The following is a 24,557-nucleotide window of genomic DNA, read 5'->3' as shown; positions in this document are numbered from 1 at the left end:
CACGCGTTTGCTTGATTTTTTTGCGAAATCCTTCGTTGTTCGTCGCTTACGTATTTCGCTCAATACGCTCGCTCCTCACGCCTCGGTTTTCGCAAAAACCTGCTGCGCAACCGCATGCCGCCCTACTGCATGGATTGGGCTTTAGGCGGTCCCCCGGGGCTTGATGGTCATGCGAACGCTAGGTCCGATGCCGGTGGGCCAATGTTTAAGCCTTTTCCGCCTGAAGGCGGAACTCCATGCGCCCAACAGCCAGTGGGGCCCCCGTGAGACAGTTCCCCGCCTCACCTCCGGTGGGGACAAGTCCGACGGCCTGCTAGAAGGACTTGGCGTCCTGATCGTAACGAATCGGAGTCGCACGCACGGTCTGTGAGGTATAGACCGCGAGCGCTCGGGCGAGCTCCAGTTCCTCGTCGGCGTTGGAGAGAACCTCGGCAAACCCCTGACTCAAAAGTTCCTCGCGGCTCGGCCCGCCTGGTTTCAAATGAAAGGCTATGGCCGCAATTCCTTTGAACGCTTCGCCCGCACTGCCTCGTCGGAAGAGGCTTAGTGTGTCGGCGCAGCTCGTGGCGTTGGGATCCATGCGGATGAGCAGCACGTCACAGGGTTGGCGGCGAAAAGCCTCGATGGCGAACTTCGCCGTGGGAACGGACTGGCCCCGATGCCCCAGCGCCGCAAGCAGCTGCACCAGCGACGGCTGACGGCCGAACTCCTCACCCACCACCATCACTTTAAGAGAAGTGCTGCCAGGGACGGCACCGCCAGCCGCAGGACTCAGATCTGACGAGGAATTCGGCATCGAGGGAGGGGGTGATGCGGCAGCATCCGCCAGCTCGGGGGAGCCGCTCAGCCCGTGCGATTCCTGGGAGAAAGCCCCGATGGAGCTCGAATCCAGCAGCGACTGGAACAGCGTGCGAAGCGAAAGCGGCTTCGCCAGGAACAGCGTGCGCGTGTCGCTCTTGTGATGCGGGTAGCCCTGCTTCACTCCGCCCAAACAAATCACCCGAGCCGAGGAGTCACCCCCCCCCGGCAGTTGAAGAACCTGTTCGGGTGATATCAGGGGCCGGTCCAGATCCACAACGACGCGACGCTTGGCATCCACCACGGCCAGGGCGCGTCGAGCAGCTTCCTCGGAATTCACCAGTTCGGAGTCGATTCCCCATAGCCGACAGGCCTCCGAAACAAACCGCGCCTGCAGAGCGTTGGAGGAGATTACGAGCACTCGGGAGCCTTCCAGGCGAGGAAGCTCCTTCCACCGAGCGGACTCAGGGCAGGCGGAAGCTTCCACCGGAACCCGCATCGTAAACGCAAACACCGAACCCTGCCCCAGCACGGTATCTACGGAAAGATTCCCGTTCATGGCTTCCACGATCCGATGGCAGATCGCCAGTCCCAAACCGGTTCCACCAAATTTGCGCGTGGTGGAAGAGTCGACTTGGCTGAAGGGCTTAAACAGCAGATCCATCTTCTCCCGGGGAATTCCGATTCCCGTATCCCGAACCGACACTTTAAACTCCCAGGTGGCAACCGCACCTCCTGCCTGTTCCAGGCAGAGGCCTTCCACTCGCACTTCAACCGCGCCTGTCATCGTGAACTTAATCGCGTTTCCAATCAAGTTCACCAAAACCTGCCGGAACCTCGTCTCGTCTCCCAGGAACGTCTTGGGCAACCCATCGGGGATGAAGGCACAAAAATCGAGGCCCTTTTCCGCCGCGCGAGGAGCCAGCAGGTCCATCGCCTGGTTGACGGTATCCTCCAGGCCGGTCGGCAAGGATTCAAAATCCAGCTTCCCCGCCTCGATCTTGGAGAAGTCCAGGATCTCGTTGATCAGATTGAGCAGGCTTTTGGCGCTGGTGTCGACCGTATCGACGTAATGGACCTGCTCCTCGTCGAGCTGACCATCCTTCAGTAGGCTGGTGAATCCAAGAATCGCATTCATCGGAGTGCGAAGTTCATGGCTCATCATCGCAAAGAACTCGCTCTTGGCACGGTTCGCCGCCTGCGCCTGCTCGGCGAGCTGGTTGGCTCGATCCACCATCAACTCCAACTCGCGATTGCTGCGGTTCAGCTCGGCATTCATCGAGTTCAACTCGGTATTGGCTTCGTGCAGCTCCTCATTGACGCGGTTGAGCTGTTGATTGGCCTCGTCAGTCGTGCGCTGAGCCTCCACCAAAGCGCGACGCTGCTCCTGATCCCGGGTTCGCGCCACCTCGAGGGTCGACGCCATCTCATTGAAATGCGTGGCCAAACTACCCAGCTCGTCCGAACGACGGATCTCTACCCGCTCCGCAAAGTCCCCGGCAGCGATCTTTCGAGTGCCATCTGCCAATCGGCGGATCGGCCCGGAGAACGTCCGGGCAAAAATCATCGCGAGCAGAACGGCCAGCGAGATGCTCAACAGAGCCCCACGGATCAAGGCGAGAGCTTGAGCTCGGGCGCGCTCGTAAAAGAAGTTGACCGGCCGATCCGCCTGCAGCAAACCCACTACCTTGCCCAGACTATCGCGCACCGGTGCCGCCGCCGAGATCCAGATGCCCTCGCTGTCCTCGTAGACCCCAGTTGCCGCCGGGCTCCCCGCCAGAACCACGTGATGGTGGGGGCGAGCGATATACCGATTTCCCACAAAATATTCTCCATGCGAGTCCTTGTCGGTCATGATCACAAACTCCAACTCGCCCAGGTCGCCAAACCGGTCGGTTGGACGCAGCGTGTAGAGCGGACTGCCCTGGCTGTTCAATTGAACCGACTCCTTGACGCGGACCAGCTGCTGACGCAAAGCCTCAAACTCCTCCGCCCCTTGGATGCTTTTATCCTCCCCACGATGCACCAGCTCGTGCAGGTCGCCATCGAGCAAAGGAGCGGTGGCCCGGACCGCGGCGAGCAACTCTGCCCCTAAAGCCTTCTCCAGAGATGCTTTCTTCGACTGATAAACCATCCAGGACGAGACACCTACGGAGATGGCGACCAGGATCGACGCAAAAAGAATCAGTCTTATGGCAAAGCTAACGCGCATGTAACAGCCGTGCGCGCCTTGGCGGCACCCGCACAGCCACCAGGCTGATCGGCTAGACGCTCTGAAACTGAAGGACCCTTACGAGGTAGGCGCGGCCGGGCTATTGGGTGGGGGGCGGAGACTGACGGCGAAGGTCCTCGATCCAGGCAATCAGCTCGGCGGGCTTGGTCTGTTGGACTCCGGCCTGGCGTCCGAGTACTTTTCCCTGCGGCGCCAGCAGGATGAGGGTGGGAAATCCTTCCACGGTGTATTCCGCCTGCAGCGCTTCATTGGCCTTTTTCTGAGGCTCGGGCAGGCTGGTCCAGCGAGGAAAATCGACCTCCAGCAAAACCAGGTTCGACGCAGCATAATCCGCGAACTCCCGGGTTTCCAACAGGTAGCGCTTGAGATTCTTGCAGGGCTGGCACCAGTCAGAGCCGGTGAAGTCCATGAGCAATAGCTTCTGCTCCCGCACCGCCAGCGTCTGCGCCTTGGCAAAGTCGGTGATCCAAGGAAGCTGGGCCGGCTCCGGCGCGCAGCCAACCGCCAGCAGGACGGCCACTAGCCCTAGTAAGGCCACGCGCGCCATCAGGCCAGGCTCCTCTCCTGCACGGGCTTTTTATGAAGGTCGTAAACCACCTTTCCACCCACGATGGTGAAGAGAGCCATACCGCGCAGCGGCCATTCGTAGAACGGATTGTTCGTGGATTTGCTGAAGGTTTCCGAGCGGCGAAAAACCCAGGATCGATCGGGGTCGAAAACAGTGATGTCCGCATCGGCACCTTCCGCCAAGGTGCCTTTGTTCAGGCGCAGAATCCGGGCCGGGGCTTGGGTGTAGCGTTGGATGACATCGCTTAGCTTCATCCGTCCCGCATGATACAACTGCATCAGCGACAGGGCGAATTCGTTCTCCAGACCCGTGATTCCGAACGGTGCATAGTCGAATTCCACTTCTTTCTCGTAGTCGCAGTGTGGCGCATGATCGCTGCACAAGACCTCCAGCGTTCCATCCGCCACCCCCGCCAAGATCGCTTCGCGGTCTTTGCCAGAGCGCAGCGGAGGATTCATCTTGAAGGAGGTGTGGTACACCGGCCAACTCGGCCGCGCCGAATCGGCGGGATCAAAACCCCACACCCCTTGGCCATCCTTCTTCCAAAATTCTTCGCTCCCCGCGATGGCCGCGTCCGTCAGTGTAAAATGGTGAGGGCAGGCCTCGCCGCTAACGGTCAAACCTCGTTGCTTAGCTTCCCGAATCAGCTGCACGCTCGCAGCGGAACTGATATGCTGGCAATGGATGTGCCCACCCGTCAACTCAGCCAGCAGGATGTTCCGTGCGACGATCATGTCTTCGCCGGCAGCGGGCCAACCCCGCAACCCCAGCGAGGTGCTCCAGTAGCCCTCATGCATCACCCCGTCGCTCACCAAGTTGTAGTCCTGACAGTGATCAAAAATAGGAAGATCGAACATCCGTGCATATTCCAAGGCCCGCCGCATCAGATCGTTGTTCTGAACACAGTGCCCATCATCCGTAATGGCCACGACCCCGGCAGCTTTGAGGGATCCGATCGGGGCCAATTCCTCCCCCGCGATCCCTTTGGTGATGGCTCCCGTGACATACAGGTTGACGCAGCTCTCGCGTTCCGACTTGGACCGGATCAGAGCCACGGTGCCGGCATTATCGATCGAAGGGGAAGTGTTTGGCATGGCGACGACCGACGTAAAGCCACCCCGGGCGGCGGCGGCCGTCCCGGTGGCGATCGTCTCCTTGGCCGACTGACCAGGCTCGCGCAGGTGGACATGCAGATCGATCAACCCTGGGCAAACCACCTTACCGGCGACGTCTATTCGAGGGGTATTGGCGGGGATTCCGGCGTCAATCCCCTTGCCGACGCGGGCGATCCTGCCTTCCAGCACGAGCACGTCGGCGGTGGCATCCAAGCCGCGAGAAGGGTCGATTACACGCCCTCCGGTGAGGAGCAAAGAATTCATCGGCGGAAACCCTACACAGGAGTGTGTTGACAACGCAAGCGAGCTGGCTACATTAGCAACACCTTTGGGCGGGCGTAGCTCAATGGTAGAGCTCCAGTCTTCCAAACTGGCTACGAGGGTTCGATTCCCTTCGCCCGCTCCATCTTCAAATTTCCCTCCTTTTAGGCTGTTCGTTTTTGACTTGTTCTTGGAGTGCCGCAGCCCTCTCCCGGTTCCCCTGCTCACGAACGCCTGCCCCGATGAGGGCCTCTCGAGGTCGATTACCATGCCGCGCTCCTCGCCGCGGCTCCTTCACCCCGCGAAACGCTGGGCCCTCATGGGCTCAACGGAGTTTCGCCCTACCGTGGTGACGCTTCTCCTAGAAGCCTCCCCCAGAAATAGTCCCCCCTTTCCCCGGCCGACCACACGACACTTGCGTTTTCCAACACATGGGTCTAAGCCTTCGTTCCATGAACCCTCGCCTCCAGAATGCCCAATGGGCCATCGCTTTCACCTACCTCTTATGAAACGACGTGAGCTTCTGAAAACCGGCGGTCTGGGCGGGGCCGCGCTGGCCCTGGGCTTGCTCGGAAACCGCGCTCCGGCGCAGACTCCGCCTTCACCACCGGCGGCCGCCAAGTCGCTGTCCCCGCTCAAGATCACCAAGGTCCGAACGATCCTGACAGCGCCCGCGAACCGAATACGTCTCGCCGTGGTGAAGGTCGAGACCAGCGAGCCAGGTCTCTACGGACTTGGGTGCGCCACCTTCAACCAGCGAATACTCACGGTGAAAACGGCGGTGGACGAATACCTCGACGGCTTCTGCCGCGGGCGCGACGCCGACAACATCGAGGATCTGTGGCAGAGTATCTACACCAGTTCCTATTGGCGGAACGGCCCGGTGCTCAACAATGCCTTGAGCGGTGTAGATCAGGCCCTGTGGGACATCAAAGGCAAACGCGCTGGCATGCCCGTCTACCAACTCCTGGGCGGCAAAGCGCGATTCGCGGTCGATACCTACAGCCATGCCTCCGGCCGAGATCTGAAGGAGCTGGAGGACAGTGTCGCCAACAAGATCGCCCAAGGGTTCCGTCACATCCGCATCCAAATGGGCGGCTACGGATCGCCCCACCTCTCCCACAAACCTGACTTCAAGGAAGCCGGCTTCGGGCATCCGGACGACACCCACATGGATTCCTGGCCCTATCTCAAGATCACTCGGAAGATGTTCGAGCACATCAGGAACAAGTTCGGGGAGGACATCGAGTTGCTGCATGACATGCATGAGCGTGTCGAGCCCATCGAGGCGGTCAAGCTGTGCAAGGATCTCGAACAGTATCGTCCCTTCTTTATCGAGGATCCGTTCGCACCTGAAGCCAACGGGTGGTTCAAGACCTTGAGAAACCATACTTCCGTCCCGATCGCCATGGGCGAGCTCTTTAATAGCCCGCACGAGTGGGTGGATCTCATCACGGAGCGCCTCATCGATTTCATCCGCGTCCACATCTCCCAAATCGGCGGCCTGACACCCGCCCGCAAGCTCGCCGCCCTCGCCGAGTGGTTCCAGGTCCGCACCGCTTGGCACGGACCGGGCGACGTATCCCCCGTCGGCCACGCCGCCAATGCCCACCTGGATCTGGCGATCCGCAACTTCGGCATTCAGGAAGCCGTGGACTTTAGTCCGGCCCTGCGCGAGGTGTTTCCCGGAGCGCCCACCATGAAAAATGGATACATGCATGTCAACGAAGCTCCCGGCTGGGGGGTGGACCTGAATGAGGAATTCGCGAAGAAGTATCCGCTTCCCGAGAACCCCGGAAACTGGTTGCCCGTGCGACGCCGCGATGGTTCCCCGGTCCGACCCTAGCGGCACCGAGGTTTAAACCGCGATGGACGCAAAGGACGCCATGAGGAACTGGAGAATGGATGAATGCCGACTGCTTTCTTAAGACACAAACGTAGCAGCATCAACCTACGAATCTCAAGAAGTCGCTTGGTACCGTTCTCAACTTACCTGCTAATGGAGTCAAGCAAGGTTGGGAGCGGACGATGCAAACATCAACGGATGGCGGGTGTGTTAACTAGTATACGCAATAGTGCCCGTGGGGTGTTTTACCTCTTAGGGACTCTGATGTTCCTTTCGCTAGGTTGTCGTAGTGACTCCCGCCGTCTCAAACCGACGTCGGCGGACTCAACGTCGGTCGGCGCACAAATCACGTTCGCACTTAGCTTACTGGAGTCTGCCGTGTGCGCGGAGGAGCAGGCTCGCGCCGCAGCATCCTTGATGCTGCTCGTGAGAGGGCCCCAAGGCGATCGTTCGTATACGATTCGAGCTATTCCGTTCGCCGCAGACTGGTCGATTTTTCCGTGGCGCCGTATCTCCAGTTTGGATGAACTGTCGGAAGTCAAACGGCTTGCCGTTTCAGTCCAACAATCTAACACCGGTGTTGGCGCCGCTATTCTCATAGAAGTGTTTTCTCCGAAAACGACAATGATTCTCCGACATAGCGATATGCTTGGATTCTACTCTCCTGAATGAGCGCACTGGAGATCTCATCATTCAAGAAGCCTCCCTCATCTCTTTGAGTTGCGCGCTTCACCGCAAGAATCGGGTGTGCGGGAGGGAAGATCGATGGCAGTCTTCTCGCGTGAATGACTACGAACGTATCGCACGAGTGATCGTGTATCTGGATCAGCACTACGACGAACATCCAGACCTCACTACCTTGGCGCGATCAGCCGGATTAAGTCCGTTCCATTTTCATCGGCTCTTTTCCGCTTGGGCCGGCGTGAGCCCGAAAGATTTTCTCCAATGCCTCACGCTGAACCATGCGAAAGACCTGCTCCGCCGGGGCGAGAGCGTCTTGGGGACGGCGGTGGGGGTCGGACTTTCCGGTCCCGGCAGACTGCATGACTTGTGTGTCAGCCTCGACGCCGCATCGCCAGGGGAGATCAAATCGCGCGGAGCGGGCTTCGAGGTGCGATTCGGGTTTGCAGCAACCCCCTTCGGCCAATGGCTGGCGGCCGAAAATGAACGCGGTGTTTGCCACCTTGCGTTTGTGGAGAAAAGCGGCCGTGCTGCCGCCTTAACGGCGCTGCGCGACGACTGGTCCGAATCACGGCTGATTCGGGACGACACGGTCGCCGCACGACTGGCTTCGACGGTGTTTAATGCTTCGAATCCAACTAAACCTCGAAGAGCGTTGCGCGCCTTTGTTCGAGGAACGGCTTTTCAGCTGCGAGTGTGGCGAGCCTTGATCCAGATTCCTCCCGGCGCTCTGGTGAGCTACGGACAACTGGCCGCCGCCGTCGGAGCACCCAGGGGCGCCCGTGCTGTCGGCACCGCGGCGAGCCGAAATCCCCTGGCCTTCTTGATTCCGTGCCACCGCGTCATCCGCGACACCGGAGTTGTTGGTCAATACCGCTGGGGCGAAACGCGCAAACGTGCCATCATCGGATGGGAGTCCAGTGCGCTTTCCCCCACGCCGCTGCCCTCCGTGTGAAAAACAGGCCCAGAAGTATCGTTGTCAACGTCGCGGCGGTCTGTTAGACACCTGCCGCCATGATCCCACCCGAAAACTGGGCCAAAGACATTCACAGTGAAGAGTTTCTTCATGAGCTGATGCGCCGCCAGCTGCGGCTGTCCATCAGCTGTGCCGCCACCTTCCTGATCGCGCTCTTGTGCCTCCCCCTCCTGAACTATTTCAAACCTGACTGGATGTCTATCCAAGTCGGCGGCTTCACCCTGACCTGGCTGATCCTGGGGGTGCTATTTTTCCCGTTCGTCTGGGCCATCTCCTACTACTTCATTCGTCGCTCGATCGCGCTCGAGGAATCTGAAGTTCGCGAGGCCAAGAGTCAAAGTGGCAAAACTACCCAAGGGTAGAAGCTCAAGCCGCACGCGCCACCCTCCACTCAACGTTCATACCCTCTCATCACATGCTCGATCCCTGGATCCTCGGTTTTAGTCTCATCACGGTGCTCGCGACCATCTTCATGGGCTTCTGGTCCGCCCGTAAGTCCAAAACGGCCTCCGATTTCTTCGTTGCAGGTCGCTCAGTGTCGGTGGGATGGAACGCGTCCGCCATCTCGGGTGAATACCTGAGCGCCGCCTCATTCATGGGAGTCGCCGGCATGGTCATGAGTTCCGGCTATGACGCGCTCTGGTACCCGGTTTGCTATGCGTGCGGCTACCTCTTCCTCCTCCTGTTTATCGCCGGTCCCCTGCGCCGATTCGGTGCCTACACCATTCCTGACTTCGCGGAGGGTCGCTACGACTCCCCGTTGTTCCGAAAAATTGCCGTCGTGTTCGTGCTGTTCATCGGTTTCTTCTACACCATGCCCCAAATGAAGGGCGCCGGCACGACGCTGGCCTATATCTTTAAGGATATCCAGATCGGCGGGCAGCAGGGGCTTCCGTATTGGGTGGGGGTGGTGCTGGTGGGGGCGGTGATCACCCTGAATGTGGCGCTGGGTGGAATGAAGGGAATCACCCTGGTTCAGGCCTTCCAATACTGGGCCAAGATGTTCGCCATCTCGCTGCCCATCTTTGTGCTGCTCTCGGTCTACGGCGGTTACGGAACCCACCTCGCTGGCAACGGCCCCGTCGAGTCGCGTCCCGCTACCGTGGCACGGGCGGAGTTGCCCGCGAAAGCGCCCGCCGATGCCACGTGGCTGGCACCCTTTGGGCCGCTCACCACCAAGGCAGCCAAAGCCGCCGCCGCCGCGTTGCCCGCCGATCAACAGAAGCGTTATTTGGACGAGCACGAACGTCCGTTCTCCTTGCTGTACACCTACTCTCTCATCATCGCGTTGGTGTGTGGCACCGCCGGATTGCCACACATCCTCGTTCGCTTTTATACCAACCCTGATGGCGTCGCCGCGAAGCGAACCACCATGTGGGTCATGATCCTGATCGGGATATTCTATGTTTTCCCTCCAGTCTTCGGCGTGATCGGACGCAATCTCATGCCTCGGCTCTACTCAGGCATCGGCGTCAGCGGCACCGACGGAATCGTCCTGAAGCTGCCAACGCTGCTGCGGGAGAAGTATGGCGTGCTGGGATCCATTCTCAGCGGAGTAACGTGCGCCGGTGCCTTCGCCGCCTTCATGAGCACGTTCAGCGGCCTGCTGGTTTCGATGACCGGAGCCGTGGCCCATGATGTCTATGGCCGAATTCTGCGACCGAACAGCACGCCTGCTCAGCGAATGGCCATGTTCAAGGTCTCTGCGGTGGTGGTCGGCGCCGTTGCGATCTTCCTCGGCACCCTGGTGGAGAACTTCGAGATCAACTTCATGGTGGGGCAGGCATTCGCCATCGCCGCCGCGAGCTACTTCCCGCTCTTGTTCATGAGCGTGTGGTGGCGCGGGATGACCATGAAGGGGGCGGCGACCGGCATGCTCACCGGCGGATTGCTGGCGCTCGTCGGCATCTCGCTCACCAGCTGGACCACGTTCATCACGGCCCAGGGCGCCAAGTTCAAGGCGCTGAACATGGCCGAGCCCGGTTGGTTCCAGGCGCTCAAAGGTGTCTCACTGACCGACTTCTGGGCCGCGCATCCCTTGATGCGCATCCTGTGCGAACAGCCCGCCATTTGGGCGGTCCCGCTGGCCATGATCCTCATGGTCGTCGTCAGCAAGTTGACGAAGAAGGATATCCCTTCCGATGCCCGCATGAAAATGCTGGTGCTCCATGCACCGGAACAACTGGGCCTCAAGCAAGAATACATTCAGGATCATCATGCCGCTCATTAACACCAGGCTCCCTCAGTCTCGACGCGCTTACGCCTACGCCTACGGGTTACTGCTCGTCGCCACCACCGGAGCTGCCCTGCTGTCGGCCCCCCTGCCCGCGATGGCAACCTCGCCCGTCCGCACAAGCGGAGCAGTCGCCAGCTTTCCGGCACCACTGGAGGCGGCTCGGGAGGATTGGCTGCTGCAGACCCGGCCCACCCGCTCCAGCGCAACCTCCGATGCCTCCGGAAAGATCTGGGTGCTGGACAACGGCCTGGTGCGCCGGGTTTTCCGCACTTCCCCCAACGCCACCACCACGGGACTCGACGATCTGCGCACCGGACAGGGTCTGCTGCGGAGTGTGCGTCCCGACACCGAGCTCGTGTTGAACGGCAAGCGCTACCCGGTTGGCGGCCTCTCGGGCCAGCCCAATCATGCCTACTTGACCGAAGCCTGGCTCAACTCGCTTACGAACATACCGGGAGCGTTTCAGTGGGAACGGACCGAGATGGGCGAGCCGTCCGCTCCACTCGTCTGGAAGAAGAAGCGTCCGGCGGCACCTCAGGAATGGCCTCCACGCGGCAAGGCTCTTCGCTTCTCCTACCGTGGAACCGATGAGCTGACCAAGGAACTCATCGTCACCGTGCATCACGAGATCTACGACGGGATTCCGGTCTTGGGTAAATACCTCACGATTGAGAATACGTCCAAACGGCCCGTGACGATCGACCGTTTATCCAATGAGATCCTGGCGCTGGTTGAGACGGAATCGGCGGTCGACACCCGAGAGCGCCACCAATGGCTGCCGGGTCCGCTGGATGTGCTCAGCGACTACATGTTCAAGGGCATGGATCCGGTGACCGCCAATCGCGTCGCCTCCTGGGAAAAGGATCCCGCCTACACCACTCAGGTCAGCTACGAGCTTCAGACCCCGTGCCTGCTGGTCTGCCAGCCGCCCGTCGGACCCGGAGTCACTCTCCAGCCCGGAGAGCGGTTCACGGGCTTCAGGACGTATCTGGTGATTTACGACTCCACCGAACGGGAGCGACGCAGTCTAACGCTTCGGCGCGCCTGGCGCACGCTGGCTCCTTGGACCACGGAAAATCCGATCATGATGCACGTCGCCAGCTCGAAGACGGAAATCTTTCGTCGGGCGGTCGACCAATGTGCGGAGGTCGGGTTCGAGATGATTATCTACACGTTCGGCAGCGGGCTCAACATGGAGAACCAGGACCCCGCCTACCTGGCTAGGATCAAGGCCGATGTCGATTACGCGCACAGCCGTGGCCTCCAAGTCGGCGCCTACTCTCTGTTCAGCAGCCGGCGGATTAGCGAAGAACATGACGTCATCAACCCGGCCACCGGGAAACCTGGGGGTGCCATCTTTGGTAACGCGCCGTGTCTCGCGAGCCGATGGGGTCTGGATTACCTGTCCAAGGTGACAAACTTTCTGGCACAAACGGGGCTCGACCTTCTGGAACATGATGGCCCCTACCCGGGCGATGTGTGCGCCTCGACCACCCATCCGGGTCATCACGCCGCAGCCGACTCGCAATGGGCTCAATGGACGCTAAGCAAACAGCTTTACTCCTGGTGCCGCGAGCAAGGCATTTACGTCAACCAGCCTGACTGTTACTTCCTGGCCGGCGGGAACAAGACCGGAATGGGATACCGCGAAGTCAACTGGTCGTTGCCGCGCGCTCAGCAGCTCATTCACGCGCGCCAGAACATCTTCGATGGCACCTGGAACAAGGGCAGTAGCATGGGATGGATGTTCGTCCCGCTCACGGAGTACCATGGAGGCGGTCCCGCCGCGACGATTGAACCGCTCAAAGACCATTTGAAGGATTACGAACTGCACTTCGTGAACACGCTGGGAGCCGGCGTGCAAGCGTGCTTCCGCGGCCCGCGGCTCTACGACACCGACGAAACCAAGGCCGTCGTGGCGCGCTGGGTCTCTTGGTATAAGCAGTATCGCGATATTCTGGAGTCCGACCTCATCCACGCCCGCCGAGCCAATGGGCGCGATCTGGACTTCTACTTGCACGTGAACCCCGGCCTGGATCGCAAGGCCATGGTTGTTCTGTTCAACCCGAGAACCGAAGTAGTGAGTCAGAACCTCCGCCTCCCGCTGTATTATACGGGACTCACGCGAACCGCCACTGCCCGTCGCGAGGCGGGCAAAGGTCAGCGGCTCCAGTTGGACCGACAAGGCACCGCCGACCTCCAGGTCCAAGTTCCTGCGGAAGGCGTGACTTGGTACCTGATCGAGTAGCGCCCAAGTCCCAGCCCAAATCCAGAAACCATGCACTGCCCGTGGACATCCGTTTCACGCTCCTTCTCGAGCTTTTGCCTCCTGGCACTACTCGCCTGCTCAGGCTCGCCAAGACTCGAGAGCAAAGAGTGGTTTGTGGCGCCAGAGGGCAATGACCTGTCGGACGGTTCGAGCCGGCGGCCCTTCCAAACGCTCGAGCGCGCTCGCCGAGCCGCACGGTCTGCACCACTGGAGAACAAGCCGCGGCTGATCACCTTAAAGGCGGGAACCTACCGGTTGGCGAAACCGCTGGTGCTCACCCCGTCGGATTCGGGCACCCCAGACTCGCCGATCGTCTACCGTGCCGCCCGCCGCGGTCAGGTGCGGATCCGTGGGAGCATCGCTCTGCAGCCCTCGTGGACGCCCTACCGTCTCGGAATCTTCCAAACGGTGATCCCGAAGGAGATTTTGGCGGAGGCGGATTTCGATGTGCTCTCCCTGAATGGGCAGGTGCTACCCATGGCCCGCTATCCCAACCTTGATCCTCAGGCAAAATACTACGGTGGAACCGCCGCGGACGCCATCAGCCCCGAACGGGTCCGCCGCTGGGAGCATCCAACGGATGTTTTTGTTCACGGGCTCCATCGACACGAGTGGGGGGACTTTCATTACCGGATTCTGGGCGTCAACCCTCAAGGCGTGCCGCAGTTGGAAGGCGGATGGCAGAATAATCGTCGAATGGGCCTGCATCCGCAGCACCGCTTCGTCGAGAATGCTTTCGAGGAACTGGATGCACCTGGCGAGTGGTTTTTCAACCCCCGCACGTCGACGCTTTACCTCTATCCGCCCGCTGGCATCGACCTAAAAACCGCCGTCCTGGAAACGACCACCACGGAGAGTCTCATCGAGATCCGCGGAACGATCGAGCAACCGGTCCGACACGTGCGATTCGAAGGGCTGCACTTCAGCCTCACGAGGCGTGCCTTCATGAAAAATAAGGAGCCGCTGCTGCGTAGCGATTGGACCACTTATCGGGGTGGGATGATCTACCTGAGCGGGGCGGAGGACTGCAGGATCACTCAATGCGACCTCACCCTGGCCGGAGGCAACGCGATATACCTCGACGGCTACAATCGCCGGGTGGAGGTCTCCCGCTGCTTGATCTCCGATTCCGGCGCGAGTGCCGTGTCCTTGGTCGGAAATCCGCGTGCAGTGCGTTCTCCCAGCTTTGAATACGGTGAGTTCGTGCCTTTGGAAAAAATGGATCTGACGCCAGGTCCCCAGTCGCCCCATTATCCGGCGGACTGCCTGGTTCAGGACTGTCTCATCCGCCGTGCCGGTCGCATCGAAAAACAGAGCGCGGGGGTTCAAGTCGCCATCAGCGAGCGAATTACCATTCGGCACAACACCATTCATGACCTGCCGCGGGCCGGGATCAATCTGGGAGATGGCTGCTGGGGCGGCCACCTGATCGAAGGCAATGACGTCTTCGACACGGTCAAAGAAACGGGAGATCACGGAAGCTTCAATTCCTGGGGGCGGGAACGCTACTGGCTGCCCGATATCGAAAAGGTGAACCGACGCATGCGCGAGCACCCCGAACTCCATCCCCTGCTCGATGCCCGCGCCTTGACCACGATTCAGCACAATCGCTGGCGATGCGACCATGGCTGGGATATCGACCTGGATGACGGATCCAGCCACTTCCTGATCCGCAACAACGTCTGCCTTAACGGTGGGTTAAAGCTGCGCGAAGGCTACCACCGCACGGTGGAGAACAATGTCATGATCAATAACACGTTTCACCCACACGTGTGGTTTCAAGCGAGCGGGGACGTCTTTCGTCATAACATCGTGATGACTTGGTATGCCCCCATCGGCATGCCAAAAACCTGGGGACGCGAGGTGGATCGCAATCTTCTGCCGGATGCGCAGAGTCTGCTTCGAGCCCAAGAGCTCGGGTTGGACAAAAACTCAGTCGCGGGAGATCCGCAGTTCCGAGCCCCCGCTCGAGGCGACTACCGCGTCACCCGCAACTCCCCTGCTCTGAAGGTAGGCTTCCGAAACTTCCGCATGGACCAATTTGGCACCCGCGATAGGCGCTCGCGAGGACTGGCAGCGACACCGCTGATTCCATCGCTCAAGCCAATCCAAAAGAGCTCGGTAGCAACCCCTACCCTGGATTGGCTCGGCGCTCCGGCAAAAGGAGTTCGCGGGATGGGCGAAGTCTCGGCCTCAGGACTCCCCGGGGAGACTGGCGTGACGCTGCTAACGGTTCCGGCGTCCTGCGCCGCCGCACGGCATGGACTGCTTTCCCGAGATGTTATTCTGAGCCTCAACGACATTCCGTTGAATGCCGCTGATGAGCTGATCAAGCACTACGACGCCGCGAAGCCGGGAACTCAAATAGTCCTCCGAGCCTTCCGAAATCAGGAAGTTGTCACGATCCGGTTTTCCAAGCCCACCCTCCCATGATGAGCAGCTTATCATTGAAAATTTCAACTCGAATGGCTTCGGTTACGGTGTCTCTGATCACCAGCCTGGCCTGCGCGGCCGCGGCTCGCGACCTGACGGTGGGAGCCGCCAAGTCCGATATTACCCCCTCCACCAACGTTTTAAATTGGGTCGGACACAAACCCTATCCAGGGGTATTGGATCCCGTCTACGTCCGATCGATGGTGATCTCCGACGGAGTCTCGCGTGTCGCTCTGGTTGCTTGGGATCTCACGGATACACGCGAGGGTTTCGTAGCCCGTGTTCGGCGTGAAATTTCCGCCGCCACTCAGATTCCTTCCGAGTGCATTCTCATTAACGCTTCGCACACCCACTCCGCACCCTGGGTTCCCGCCGAGGGCGACCCCCTGCTCGAAGCGGAGCGTCGCACCCTGCTGCCGGTGCAAAACGGACCGGGCTATCGAGACTGGGCCGACCGCCTCATCCGCCGAACCGTGGAAACCGTCCGCCAGGCGGACAGCCGGCGTCAACCGGTGTCTCTAGCCATCGCACGCGCCTGGGCTGGTGATGTCGTCTTCAATCGACGCCCTGTCCGGGAGGATGGGAAAGTCGAAACCACGTACGAACCCGCGACTCCCTACTCCCTTCCGAAGGGCCAGCGCTTCGGCCCCATGGATCCCACCCTGAGCCTGGTTGGGTTCCTCAACGCTCAAGGAGGGGCGGTCGCAACGCTGTTCAGCCTGGCGTGCCATCCCGTGTCCATCTACCCGCACGACTCACGGGTGTCGGCTGACTGGCCCGGGCCGGTCTCCCAACGCTTGAGCGAAACCCTCGGAGGCGAGGCGGCTTTCCTCCAAGGGTGCGCGGGCGACATCGTCCCCATCCGCCGAAATCTGCCATCTCGCGATCGCATGGCAGAGTTGATCGGCGACCGGGCACTCGCCGCCTGGACGAACCGATCCCTGCTTCCCGCCACCGGCCCGCTCCGCTCTAAGACCGCTCGAATCACCCTCCCGCTCACTGCCAAAGCCCGCCAGGATCTGGGCCGAGCCACCTTGGACACCGAGGTCCAGGTCATCACCTTGGGAAGTTTGGCGTTCGTGGGGCTACCGGGCGAACCTCTCACGGCTATCTCGCTGGAGATCCAGCGAAGGTCGCCCTTTCCCCACACGGTGGTGCTGGGCTATTCGAATGGCGGGGGAGTTCAATACGTGGGAGCGGCTGGAGACAAGCCCAAGGGTGGTTACGAAATGACGGAGGCTGGCTCGGGCGAGGATCGGTGTGGTCAGATTCTGATCGATACCGTGACGCAATTACTTCAAGCGATCCGCGTCGACGACGTCCTGGAGGAAACCGCCGCCAAGGACCTTCATGTGTATCTGTTGGCGGGCCAAAGCAACATGGCCGGGCGTGGTCCAGTCGAACCGCCCGACCAGGTGCCGCATCCACGGGTGTTGACGCTGGGAACCAACGGCCTCTGGCGGCTGGCCCTGGACCCTTTGCACCAGGACCGCGCCAATGCCGGTGTCGGGCTGGGATCGTCGTTCGGTCGAACCCTGGCCGACTCCAACCCGCGCATCGTCATTGGACTGGTGCCAGTGGCCGTCGGAGGAAGCCCACTGTCCCGTTGGGTCAAAGGAGGCGATCTCCACCGCCAGTCGGTCGATCAGGCTCGGGTGGCGATGAGCAAGGGAACCTTGAAGGGCATTTTGTGGCATCAAGGAGAGAACGACAGCGATGGAGCGGTGAACGCCGAAAGCTATGCGGCTCGGCTGGCTCAAATGATTCAAGACATTCGCACGGAGCTCGGGGTTCCCGACCTGCCCTTCGTCGCCGGAAAGCTGGGACAGTTCCTCATCACCGACCCGCGCAGCGACACCCCGCTGGCCGGCACCATCAACGCGCAGCTCCAATCCTTGGTGGGCCGGGTTCCCGGCTTCAAGCTAGTCGAATCTGAACACCTGACCGCCATGCCGGATCGAATCCATTTCGACACGCCCTCCCTACGTGAATTCGGACGGCGCTACGCGGAGGCGTTCAATGCCGACAATCGGCCCTGACGAGACGAACACGTTGCTGCGGGCGGAAGGATAGAAAGGTAATGCATGCACAGCGGACTCGGCGTGCTTACGCCGGGCTTTCAGCCCTTCTTGGGAGGGGAGGCGTTTGCCTGGGGTTATCACCCCAGGTGCCCTCACCTCACACACGCTCAGGGCTGAAAGCCCGTACCATCCAGGGGCGTTACCCGCTGAATTCACCATCAATCTCATCCAGTCCAAATCCCTCTCGAAACCTCGGGTGTGATCAGAAGTGGGTGAGATTGGAGGGAGATCCCAGCTCCGCTGGGGGGACTAAAGCGGCAGAGGGCTCTAAGCATTACCCACGAGTTCCTCGACCAAATATCAAAATCCCTTTGGGATCGGGGTCGAAGATCTTCTGAACTTGTGTATAATGCTTAGAGAGGGCTGCGGCACTCCATAGGTATTACATCCGTCGCGAAAACCTCGCACCCAGAACGATCAGCCCCAGTGCCATACCGGTGAACGTCACCGGCCTGGTTACCACCAAGCTCTCCGTAACCGCAAACCCACTTTTTCCCCTTGCCCGCGTTTGCTGAACCTGGAAGCGTCGTTCCATCTCCATGGCTAAATCATCCAGACGCCAATTCCTCAAAAACGCCGGTGTGGGAGCTGCAGGTCTACCCCTCGTCGGTCTTGTTCAATCCGCCGCTGCAGGAGCCAGCGCTTCGTCCACTGCACCGGGCGCAACAGCGATTCCAACCCATCGCGCCCTGGACGTTCCCGGGGTTCATGCGTATGCCATGGAACACAGTGTTGCGGCCGGTGATACGCTGCGCCTCTGCGTCAGCTCCAGCGTTCCCTACGACCTGACCCTCTGCCGCCTAGGGCTGGAGGTCGACAATCCGTCCTCCGATCTAGTCCTCGCCGACTTCCCTGCCCAGCCTGCGATTCCGCAACCGATCCACCCCGGATCCTACGTTCACATTCCCAAATCGATTCGGGGATCGCTCACCGCTTTCTCCATCGAGTGCTGGGTCCGCCCCTGGGCACTCGAACGCCTGCAAGGCGTCGTCAGCCAAGAGGACAAGGACTCTTACGAAGGTTTTGCCCTCGGCCTGGGAGAAAAAGGGTATGTCGGGTTTTATTTGGGTGACGGAGTGTCGCCGGACGAGAAAGTGGTTCATCGCACCGGCCCGGGGGTCGTCGTTCGCAACCGCTGGCACCACGTCGCCGCGGTTTGGGACGGAACGGAAAAGCGTGTGTATGTCGATGGAGAACAGGTGGGAGCGTGGCCGTTTGAGGGCCGCCTCGCGCCGGGCAAACACCCCTTGCGTCTGGGAGCGATGTCCCAAGCAGGCGCGGCCCTGCACTTCCTGGACGGAGATATCGCGATGCCCGCCATTTACGATCGTAGCTTAACGCTGCAGGACATCCGCGCACGGGTGACGGCCAAGGCCCTCGTTTTGCCGCCGAGCCGCCACCTTTTGGCATGCTGGCCTCTGGAGGAGGAGCGCGGTGACACCGTGGCCGATGCCTCACGACACCACCGCCATGGCCGAATCATCAATCATGGAACCTGGATGATCGGAGGTCCTTCCTTTCGCGCGGCGGTGCCCCGCTTCGGCGACTACAACCCGTCCAAAGATCCGGAACGAGGTCACGGTCTGAGGCTGGCCGCCGATGATCTTTACGATTGTCGTTGGAAGGTCACCCACCAGTGGAAGGTTCCGTCCGGTGCTCGCTCCGGGATTTATGTTGCTAGAATGCGGTATCAGCTGGACGGCAAGACTCGCCTGCACCACTGCACCTTTTTGGTTCGCCGCGCCCCGCGCCGCCGCAAGGCTCCCCTGCTCTTCGTCTGCGCGACGAACACCTGGCGGGCTTACAGTGGAACACCCTTCGCCATCCCGCCCTCGGAACTGAAGCAGGTCTGGGGCACCGACGGGTTAGGCCCGGATCGGGGTCTGCCCTCCTACTGCCTGTACCGGCCCCATGCGGCCGGTCAAGGCACCTATCAGCTGGGCCTACACATGCCTTGGCCTGCTGCTGGACCGTATGTGCTCTATGGAGGCGCCACGGACTATAGCCACCTGATGCGAGCGGATCGGTTCTCCCAAATCTGGCTGGAGCAGCAGGGTTACGCCTACGATCTCGTCAGCGATGTGGATTTGCACCGCGATCCCTCTCTCTTGCGTGGCTACAAGGCAGTCATGGTCGTGGGGCACAATGAATATTGGTCGCTTCCCATGTACCGCTCCATGGAGAGCTATCTCCGGACAGGTGGGAACCTGGCCGTGCTGAGCGGGAACACTCTGGGATGGCGGGTCAGCTTCAATGAAGACTGCACCATTATGGAAAGCCGGAAGGTGGACTGCCCGGGAGATCAGGTCCCCGCGTCACGTCGGGGAGAGGCGTGGCATAGTCACGACGGGCTGCGGGGTGGTCCCGCGCGCGAATGTGGAATGCCGGGGATCCAGCTGATCGGACTCGATATCATCGGGTGGAATAACCAGTCCAACCCCAAAAATTTTGGGCCCTATCGCGTCGAACGCGCGGATCACTTTCTATTCAACCACCCGGAGCCAAGCGGCCTCCGGATAGGGGACGCCTTCGCCTGGGCGGGACCGGGAAAACTACCGATGGCGAACGGGCACGAAGTGGATATTCGTCCCTCCACCTTCGCCGCCTTGCAGGTAGAAGCTTCCCCTGAAGGCGGCGTGGTGCCTCAGGATCCCGCCGGAATGCTACGCCTGGCCAACGGTGTTTTACCGTGGGGGGAAGGCGGCCACGCCATGGACTATTTCTTCCGCGGAATCAAACCCAAGACCGATCAAGGCGGGGAGATGATCTACTGGGAGCGAACGGATGGTGGCAAAGTATTCAACGCGGGCGCAATCGGATCCGGTTGGACGCTCCACGCCGATCCAAAATGGGCGGCGGTGATGCGCAACGTGCTGCATCATTTCGGAATTCCGCGTCCCAAGCCCCACGGCTGAGGCTTCAGGCGCCAAAGCATCCCACAGTTCTCCACTCCATTCAGACCCTGGCTGCCCGCGAAAACAGCCACAGCGGATTGGATCGGAGACATTCACCTCGCTAACGATTTCAAGGCCTACGCAAACGGAAATAAGCGGAGGGATCCTGCGGTGCCACGCCCTGAACTTCGTCCGAGAGCGATCGGGTGGGCAGGCCTGGAACCGCTTGCCAAGTCCCATCAGCTCCCAGGTCCATCCGGGTTTCCAACACCCAGTTGGTCGCCGAGATAGGCCAACTGACCTGCCACTCGGGAGGTGCTGGTTGCGACAGCGTGAGAGCCGGCCATGCCACCCACTCGCCGCGAAGTATCCAGGCCGTGTCGTGAGAGAGGTCGCTAGCGGCATCGTACCCCCCAAAATACCAACGTTGCCCTGCGTCAGCGGGGAAAGGCGATACAACGATGCATCGGTTACCGCGGAGGTCGCGATCCGAGGGAGTTGCAGCTCCAAGGTATGGAATATCGGCTGAGGCGTATGTTCCATCCAAATGACGGATGAGGAAATGTGATCCACGATGTCCTGCCTGGAGTGAGGGATCCTCAATCCACACCCCAATCAAATGAATCGGTTCCGCCGTCACCGGATTGGTGGCTAGGGTGAAGCTGTTGTACCCAACCTGGACATGCGCCTGTCGGATCGCTTCACGGCCCCACCGGCGGGCAAAGAAATCCCGAACATCCAACTCCACAGTCGCGGCGTGTTGGTTGGTGGGATCCACGCGCTCGATCAGTCCAGACCACGATCTGGCTAACAGCAGGGATTGGTAGTCGGCACCGTGAGGATCGCGAACCGTCGTCAACCCGCGCACGAGGCGATCCTCCTCCGAAGCCGAGAGCAAAGCGGGCGGTGGGGGCCATCGGTAAACCACCTGCCACGAACTGGAATTGTCTCGCCGAACATAGAGCCCACCGGTCACGGAGCCGTTGGGACTCGCCTGACGGAGGCCACAGGCCGCGTAGAGAAAACCGTTGGCCTCGGCGAACTCCGTGATCGGTCCAACTCCGGACAGCTCAGGCACTGCTGCCCATTGGATACCCCCATCCGCTTGGGGATCCAGCGTTCCCCGGAAGATCTCCCCATTACTCAGCCCGGCGAAAATAAGATGGACCCCGCTCACCCTATCGACATGGGCCCCGAAGCTCATGGTAACGGCCGGGGTCGCGGCCCTGGTCACCTGAGAGTGAATCCATTTGCCCGTCGAATCATCGCGAGTGCGTGCGCTGGCCAATCGGGATCCCGTGTCACCAAGATCCCTCAACCCGGCGAGGAGCAGCTTGGTCGGAGTCTTCAAAGGGCTGCCATTTCCAAGCGTGGTCACTTCGATCTCCTTCAGCACTTCGACTTGCAGATGATCCGCAAAGGAGGCATCCACTTTCCACGGATCATCAGCCGACTCCTTCACCAAGATCTGCGCCCCGGTCCAACCTGGGGGCAACGCATCAATGGGAGGATAAGGCAGGTCCTGACGGGCACCCACTCCGGCAAACAGCCAACCTTGATGGGCGACCAAACTCAAAGTCTCCGTTCCTCCCATCAGCACGCCGTTGGTATCCTTGGCACCAGGAGTCCAACTGGACTGAAACGCAAGGCTAGAAAAACCATCAGGGGTACCGACGTGATCCGGCCGGACCAATCCGGTTTTGGCAAGCCGAAGCTGGGTCGACTCGTTTGGTCGGGTGACGTTGTAATAGAGAAACACTTCTCGATCCCCGATCAGGGTTCGCGGTTCGTGACGGTGAGCAACCTCACCATTCAAGCTTCCTTCGTCGACACGACGGATGATCGGATGGGCGGGATCCGGGCCCAACCCGAGGACCCAGATGGCTGAATCTCCAGGGTTGTTTGGATCGTTGCTCGTGTACGAGGCGCACGAGAAATAGCTGATGCCATTGAATCCCCTCAGACCTTGGATCGGCTGCATGGAATAGATAAATCTTTGCGTGTTCGTGATCGGCACACTCAATGTGGCCACTCGAGTGAACAATCCCGCCGCGTTGGTGCGAAAATCTCGATAGATGGCGATCGCGCTGTGGTCCACCACCGCCGCATAACAAAGCTCACCGTTCCATTCCGGAGCATGGAATGCCCAAACGTCAGTCTTGTCACCGGCATCGTCCGAAATCATCTGCAACACACCGCTGTCGGTGCGATACCGAGCAATTTGATTGACGGTGCTCGCCGGGAACGTCGGCGCAGCCAATGCGAGATCAGCTCCCCCCGGAAGCCAGTGTCCATTGGGGAGAACCAAACTAGACTGCGGAAGCGGAGCCACACTCGAGGCGGAGGCTTCATCCATCCACGATAACACGAACTGGGCCGGCTGACCTGCTGCGAACACCAGTTGAGACGAGGGGCGGCTGCTATCCTGACTGGCTTGGGGACCAAAGTGTCCCGTAACCCCGCCGTCCGTAAGCCTCTGAACGGACACGGGCTCGACAGCCGTTAGGGCTCTCCAGATCTGAGATCGCCCGCCTTCGCCCACCTTGCTGTAGTAGATGGAAGCTCCGTTGGCCGAGCGTCCCCAATGGGGGCCATCGACGGCATCGAGAATACGAGCTAGCCCGGAATCAACGCGCACATCCTGTCCATGCACCGACCGAAAGAACCCGGTCGCTAAGTCAATGTTTCCTTGCCAAAGAGTTCCGGCAGAATCTTGAAAGGCAACCGAGCCGGATCCTGGGAGGAAGTCAGGATGGTTATAACTCACCTCGGATGTCCCGATGCGAACATCTGTCATCACGAAATCCGGGCGCAAATAGTTCGATTGATTGTAGGCCCAGGCGGGAGTTTGAAGTTGAGCCGCCCAAGCGTCATATTTGGCGATCAAGTCCTGCACCACTTCGGGATGCTCATCCGCCAGGTCGGTCTGCTCGCCCACGTCTTGAGCCAGATTATAGAGCTGCCAGTTCGAAGCTGGCCGAATCCGAAGCAACTTCCAATCACCCGAGCGAATGGCAGCCTCCTCCTCACTCTCGATCCTCCAATACAGGTTCGGATGGGGGTTCCCATTTGTCTGGCCGGACACGAACGGGAGCAAGTTCACCCCGTCCAATCTCCAGGATGGCGAAACCTTCTCGCCGGCCGCGGCCCATGCTGTCGGTAAGATGTCGAGAGTGCTGACCGGTGCGGAATAGACAGTATTGCTAGGCAAGACCCCCGGCCACTGCATCAAGAATGGCACTCGAATTCCTCCCTCGTAAACCTCTGTCTTATATCCACGCAGTGGATCGTTCCTAGATCCATTGAATGGGGTGGGTCCACCGTTATCGCTGGTGAAAAAGATGAGCGTGTTCGTGTCCAGATGGTGTTGGCGCAGGCTGTTCAGCACCGCACCGACGGCATCATCCAAGCCCGAGAGCATCGCGGCCATCACATACCGGTTTGTATCCGGGAAGTCAGACGGCTTGAAGCGCTTCAGCAATGTCTCAGTAGCTTCCAGCGGTTCATGCACGGCATTGAAAGGGAGGTACAGGAAAAAGGGTTCCGCGGCATGACGATCAATGAAATCGACCACCTCGCGCGCAAAGGCGAAGGTGAGGTAGTTGGTCTCGGGCACCGGCGTATCTCCACGGCGGATGGGGTCCCGCTGGGTGGTGGGTATGCCCGGCCGGAGGTAGCCGTGCTCGCCCTCCAAAAACCCAAAAAACTCATCGAACCCTCGCTTGAGAGGGCGATAGGGCGGCAGCGCGCCGAGGTGCGACTTGCCAATCATTCCGGTGGTGTAGCCGATCGTTTTAAACCGCTGACTCATCGGCGTCTCCGTGAACGGGATGCCAAACTTCTCAAAATACTCGAGTTGGGGCCCAGGATTCATGTCGTAGCCAAAGCGTTGCTGGTAGCGTCCGGTCATCAGCCCAGCGCGTGAGGGACTACAAATCGGAGCGGACACATAGCCACTGGTGAACCGAACGCCGTTGCGCGCGATCGAGTCGATGTTAGGAGTTCGGAGGTCAGTGGCTCCCTGCACTCCGATGTCGTGGTAGCCAAGGTCGTCGGCCAGAATCACGATCACATTCGGCCGAGCCTTGGCCAAATGCACCGGTTGAGTCACAAAAACAGAGGTGAGAGCCACCGTCAGAAGCCAGGCACATTTCAACCTCATGGAG

At 60.2% G+C, this 24,557-nt stretch carries 12 protein-coding genes and 1 tRNA gene; 9 read left to right on the top strand and 4 right to left on the bottom strand.

The window, feature by feature from the left end; genetic code table 11:
- Positions 1-313: 313 nt before the first annotated feature.
- The 3 genes from JNN07_17815 to JNN07_17805 form a co-directional block, all read right to left on the bottom strand.
- Complete coding sequence (locus JNN07_17815) at positions 314-3,010, bottom strand: HAMP domain-containing protein (GenBank protein MBL9169601.1); 2,697 nt, start codon at positions 3,008-3,010, stop codon at positions 314-316.
- Positions 3,011-3,110: 100 nt separating this feature from the next.
- Positions 3,111-3,578, bottom strand: coding sequence for a thioredoxin family protein (locus JNN07_17810; GenBank protein MBL9169600.1), 468 nt, complete (start codon positions 3,576-3,578; stop codon positions 3,111-3,113).
- Complete coding sequence (locus JNN07_17805) at positions 3,578-4,978, bottom strand: dihydroorotase (protein MBL9169599.1); 1,401 nt, start codon at positions 4,976-4,978, stop codon at positions 3,578-3,580. The genes JNN07_17810 and JNN07_17805 overlap by 1 nt, the downstream gene beginning before the upstream one ends.
- A gap of 68 nt (positions 4,979-5,046) precedes the next feature.
- On the opposite strand from JNN07_17805, the gene JNN07_17800 reads away from it, so the two are divergent.
- The 9 genes from JNN07_17800 to JNN07_17760 all read left to right on the top strand — a co-directional run bounded on the left by JNN07_17800 (position 5,047) and on the right by JNN07_17760 (position 20,412).
- Positions 5,047-5,120, top strand: a tRNA-Gly gene (locus JNN07_17800).
- A 360-nt stretch (positions 5,121-5,480) separates the two neighbouring features.
- Positions 5,481-6,821: a bifunctional D-altronate/D-mannonate dehydratase gene (locus tag JNN07_17795; protein MBL9169598.1), complete on the top strand. Its 1,341-nt coding sequence runs from the start codon at positions 5,481-5,483 to the stop codon at positions 6,819-6,821.
- 781 nt (positions 6,822-7,602) lie between these two features.
- On the top strand, positions 7,603-8,457 hold the full coding sequence (locus JNN07_17790; protein ID MBL9169597.1) for a methylated-DNA--[protein]-cysteine S-methyltransferase: 855 nt from the start codon (positions 7,603-7,605) through the stop codon (positions 8,455-8,457).
- Positions 8,458-8,516: 59 nt separating this feature from the next.
- A complete protein-coding gene (locus JNN07_17785; protein ID MBL9169596.1) occupies positions 8,517-8,840 on the top strand; it encodes a DUF485 domain-containing protein in 324 nt (107 codons plus the stop codon).
- A gap of 53 nt (positions 8,841-8,893) precedes the next feature.
- Positions 8,894-10,708 (top strand): cation acetate symporter, encoded by a 1,815-nt coding sequence (locus JNN07_17780; protein MBL9169595.1) that lies wholly within the window; start codon positions 8,894-8,896, stop codon positions 10,706-10,708.
- Complete coding sequence (locus JNN07_17775; GenBank protein ID MBL9169594.1) at positions 10,695-12,962, top strand: hypothetical protein; 2,268 nt, start codon at positions 10,695-10,697, stop codon at positions 12,960-12,962. The genes JNN07_17780 and JNN07_17775 overlap by 14 nt, the downstream gene beginning before the upstream one ends.
- Positions 12,963-12,992: 30 nt before the next feature.
- Complete coding sequence (locus JNN07_17770) at positions 12,993-15,416, top strand: PDZ domain-containing protein (GenBank protein ID MBL9169593.1); 2,424 nt, start codon at positions 12,993-12,995, stop codon at positions 15,414-15,416.
- Positions 15,417-15,448: 32 nt separating this feature from the next.
- Entirely contained in the window at positions 15,449-17,455 is a 2,007-nt protein-coding gene (locus JNN07_17765; protein ID MBL9169592.1) for a sialate O-acetylesterase, read from the top strand.
- Positions 17,456-18,036: 581 nt separating this feature from the next.
- Positions 18,037-20,412, top strand: coding sequence for a LamG domain-containing protein (locus JNN07_17760; protein MBL9169591.1), 2,376 nt, complete (start codon positions 18,037-18,039; stop codon positions 20,410-20,412).
- Between the two features lie 109 nt (positions 20,413-20,521).
- Here JNN07_17760 and JNN07_17755 read toward each other — a convergent pair whose 3' ends face one another.
- Positions 20,522-24,553: a sulfatase-like hydrolase/transferase gene (locus JNN07_17755; protein MBL9169590.1), complete on the bottom strand. Its 4,032-nt coding sequence runs from the start codon at positions 24,551-24,553 to the stop codon at positions 20,522-20,524.
- Between the last annotated feature and the right edge of the window lie 4 nt (positions 24,554-24,557).

This window comes from Verrucomicrobiales bacterium, from assembly GCA_016793885.1.
GTDB lineage: Bacteria > Verrucomicrobiota > Verrucomicrobiia > Limisphaerales > UBA11320 > UBA11320.
The sequence above is the reverse complement of the archived record's forward strand: the minus strand, read 5'-3'. Positions and strand labels throughout refer to the sequence as shown.

What these genes read in the sequence shown, in the direction of transcription:
- JNN07_17815 (MBL9169601.1), bottom strand. Translation starts at nt 3,010, where the DNA reads ATGCGCGTTAGCTTTGCCATAAGACTGATTCTTTTTGCGTCGATCCTG.
- JNN07_17810 (MBL9169600.1), bottom strand. Translation starts at nt 3,578, where the DNA reads ATGGCGCGCGTGGCCTTACTAGGGCTAGTGGCCGTCCTGCTGGCGGTT.
- JNN07_17805 (MBL9169599.1), bottom strand. Translation starts at nt 4,978, where the DNA reads ATGAATTCTTTGCTCCTCACCGGAGGGCGTGTAATCGACCCTTCTCGC.
- JNN07_17795 (MBL9169598.1), top strand. Translation starts at nt 5,481, where the DNA reads ATGAAACGACGTGAGCTTCTGAAAACCGGCGGTCTGGGCGGGGCCGCG.
- JNN07_17785 (MBL9169596.1), top strand. Translation starts at nt 8,517, where the DNA reads ATGATCCCACCCGAAAACTGGGCCAAAGACATTCACAGTGAAGAGTTT.
- JNN07_17780 (MBL9169595.1), top strand. Translation starts at nt 8,894, where the DNA reads ATGCTCGATCCCTGGATCCTCGGTTTTAGTCTCATCACGGTGCTCGCG.
- JNN07_17775 (MBL9169594.1), top strand. Translation starts at nt 10,695, where the DNA reads ATGCCGCTCATTAACACCAGGCTCCCTCAGTCTCGACGCGCTTACGCC.
- JNN07_17770 (MBL9169593.1), top strand. Translation starts at nt 12,993, where the DNA reads ATGCACTGCCCGTGGACATCCGTTTCACGCTCCTTCTCGAGCTTTTGC.
- JNN07_17765 (MBL9169592.1), top strand. Translation starts at nt 15,449, where the DNA reads ATGGCTTCGGTTACGGTGTCTCTGATCACCAGCCTGGCCTGCGCGGCC.
- JNN07_17760 (MBL9169591.1), top strand. Translation starts at nt 18,037, where the DNA reads ATGGCTAAATCATCCAGACGCCAATTCCTCAAAAACGCCGGTGTGGGA.
- JNN07_17755 (MBL9169590.1), bottom strand. Translation starts at nt 24,553, where the DNA reads ATGAGGTTGAAATGTGCCTGGCTTCTGACGGTGGCTCTCACCTCTGTT.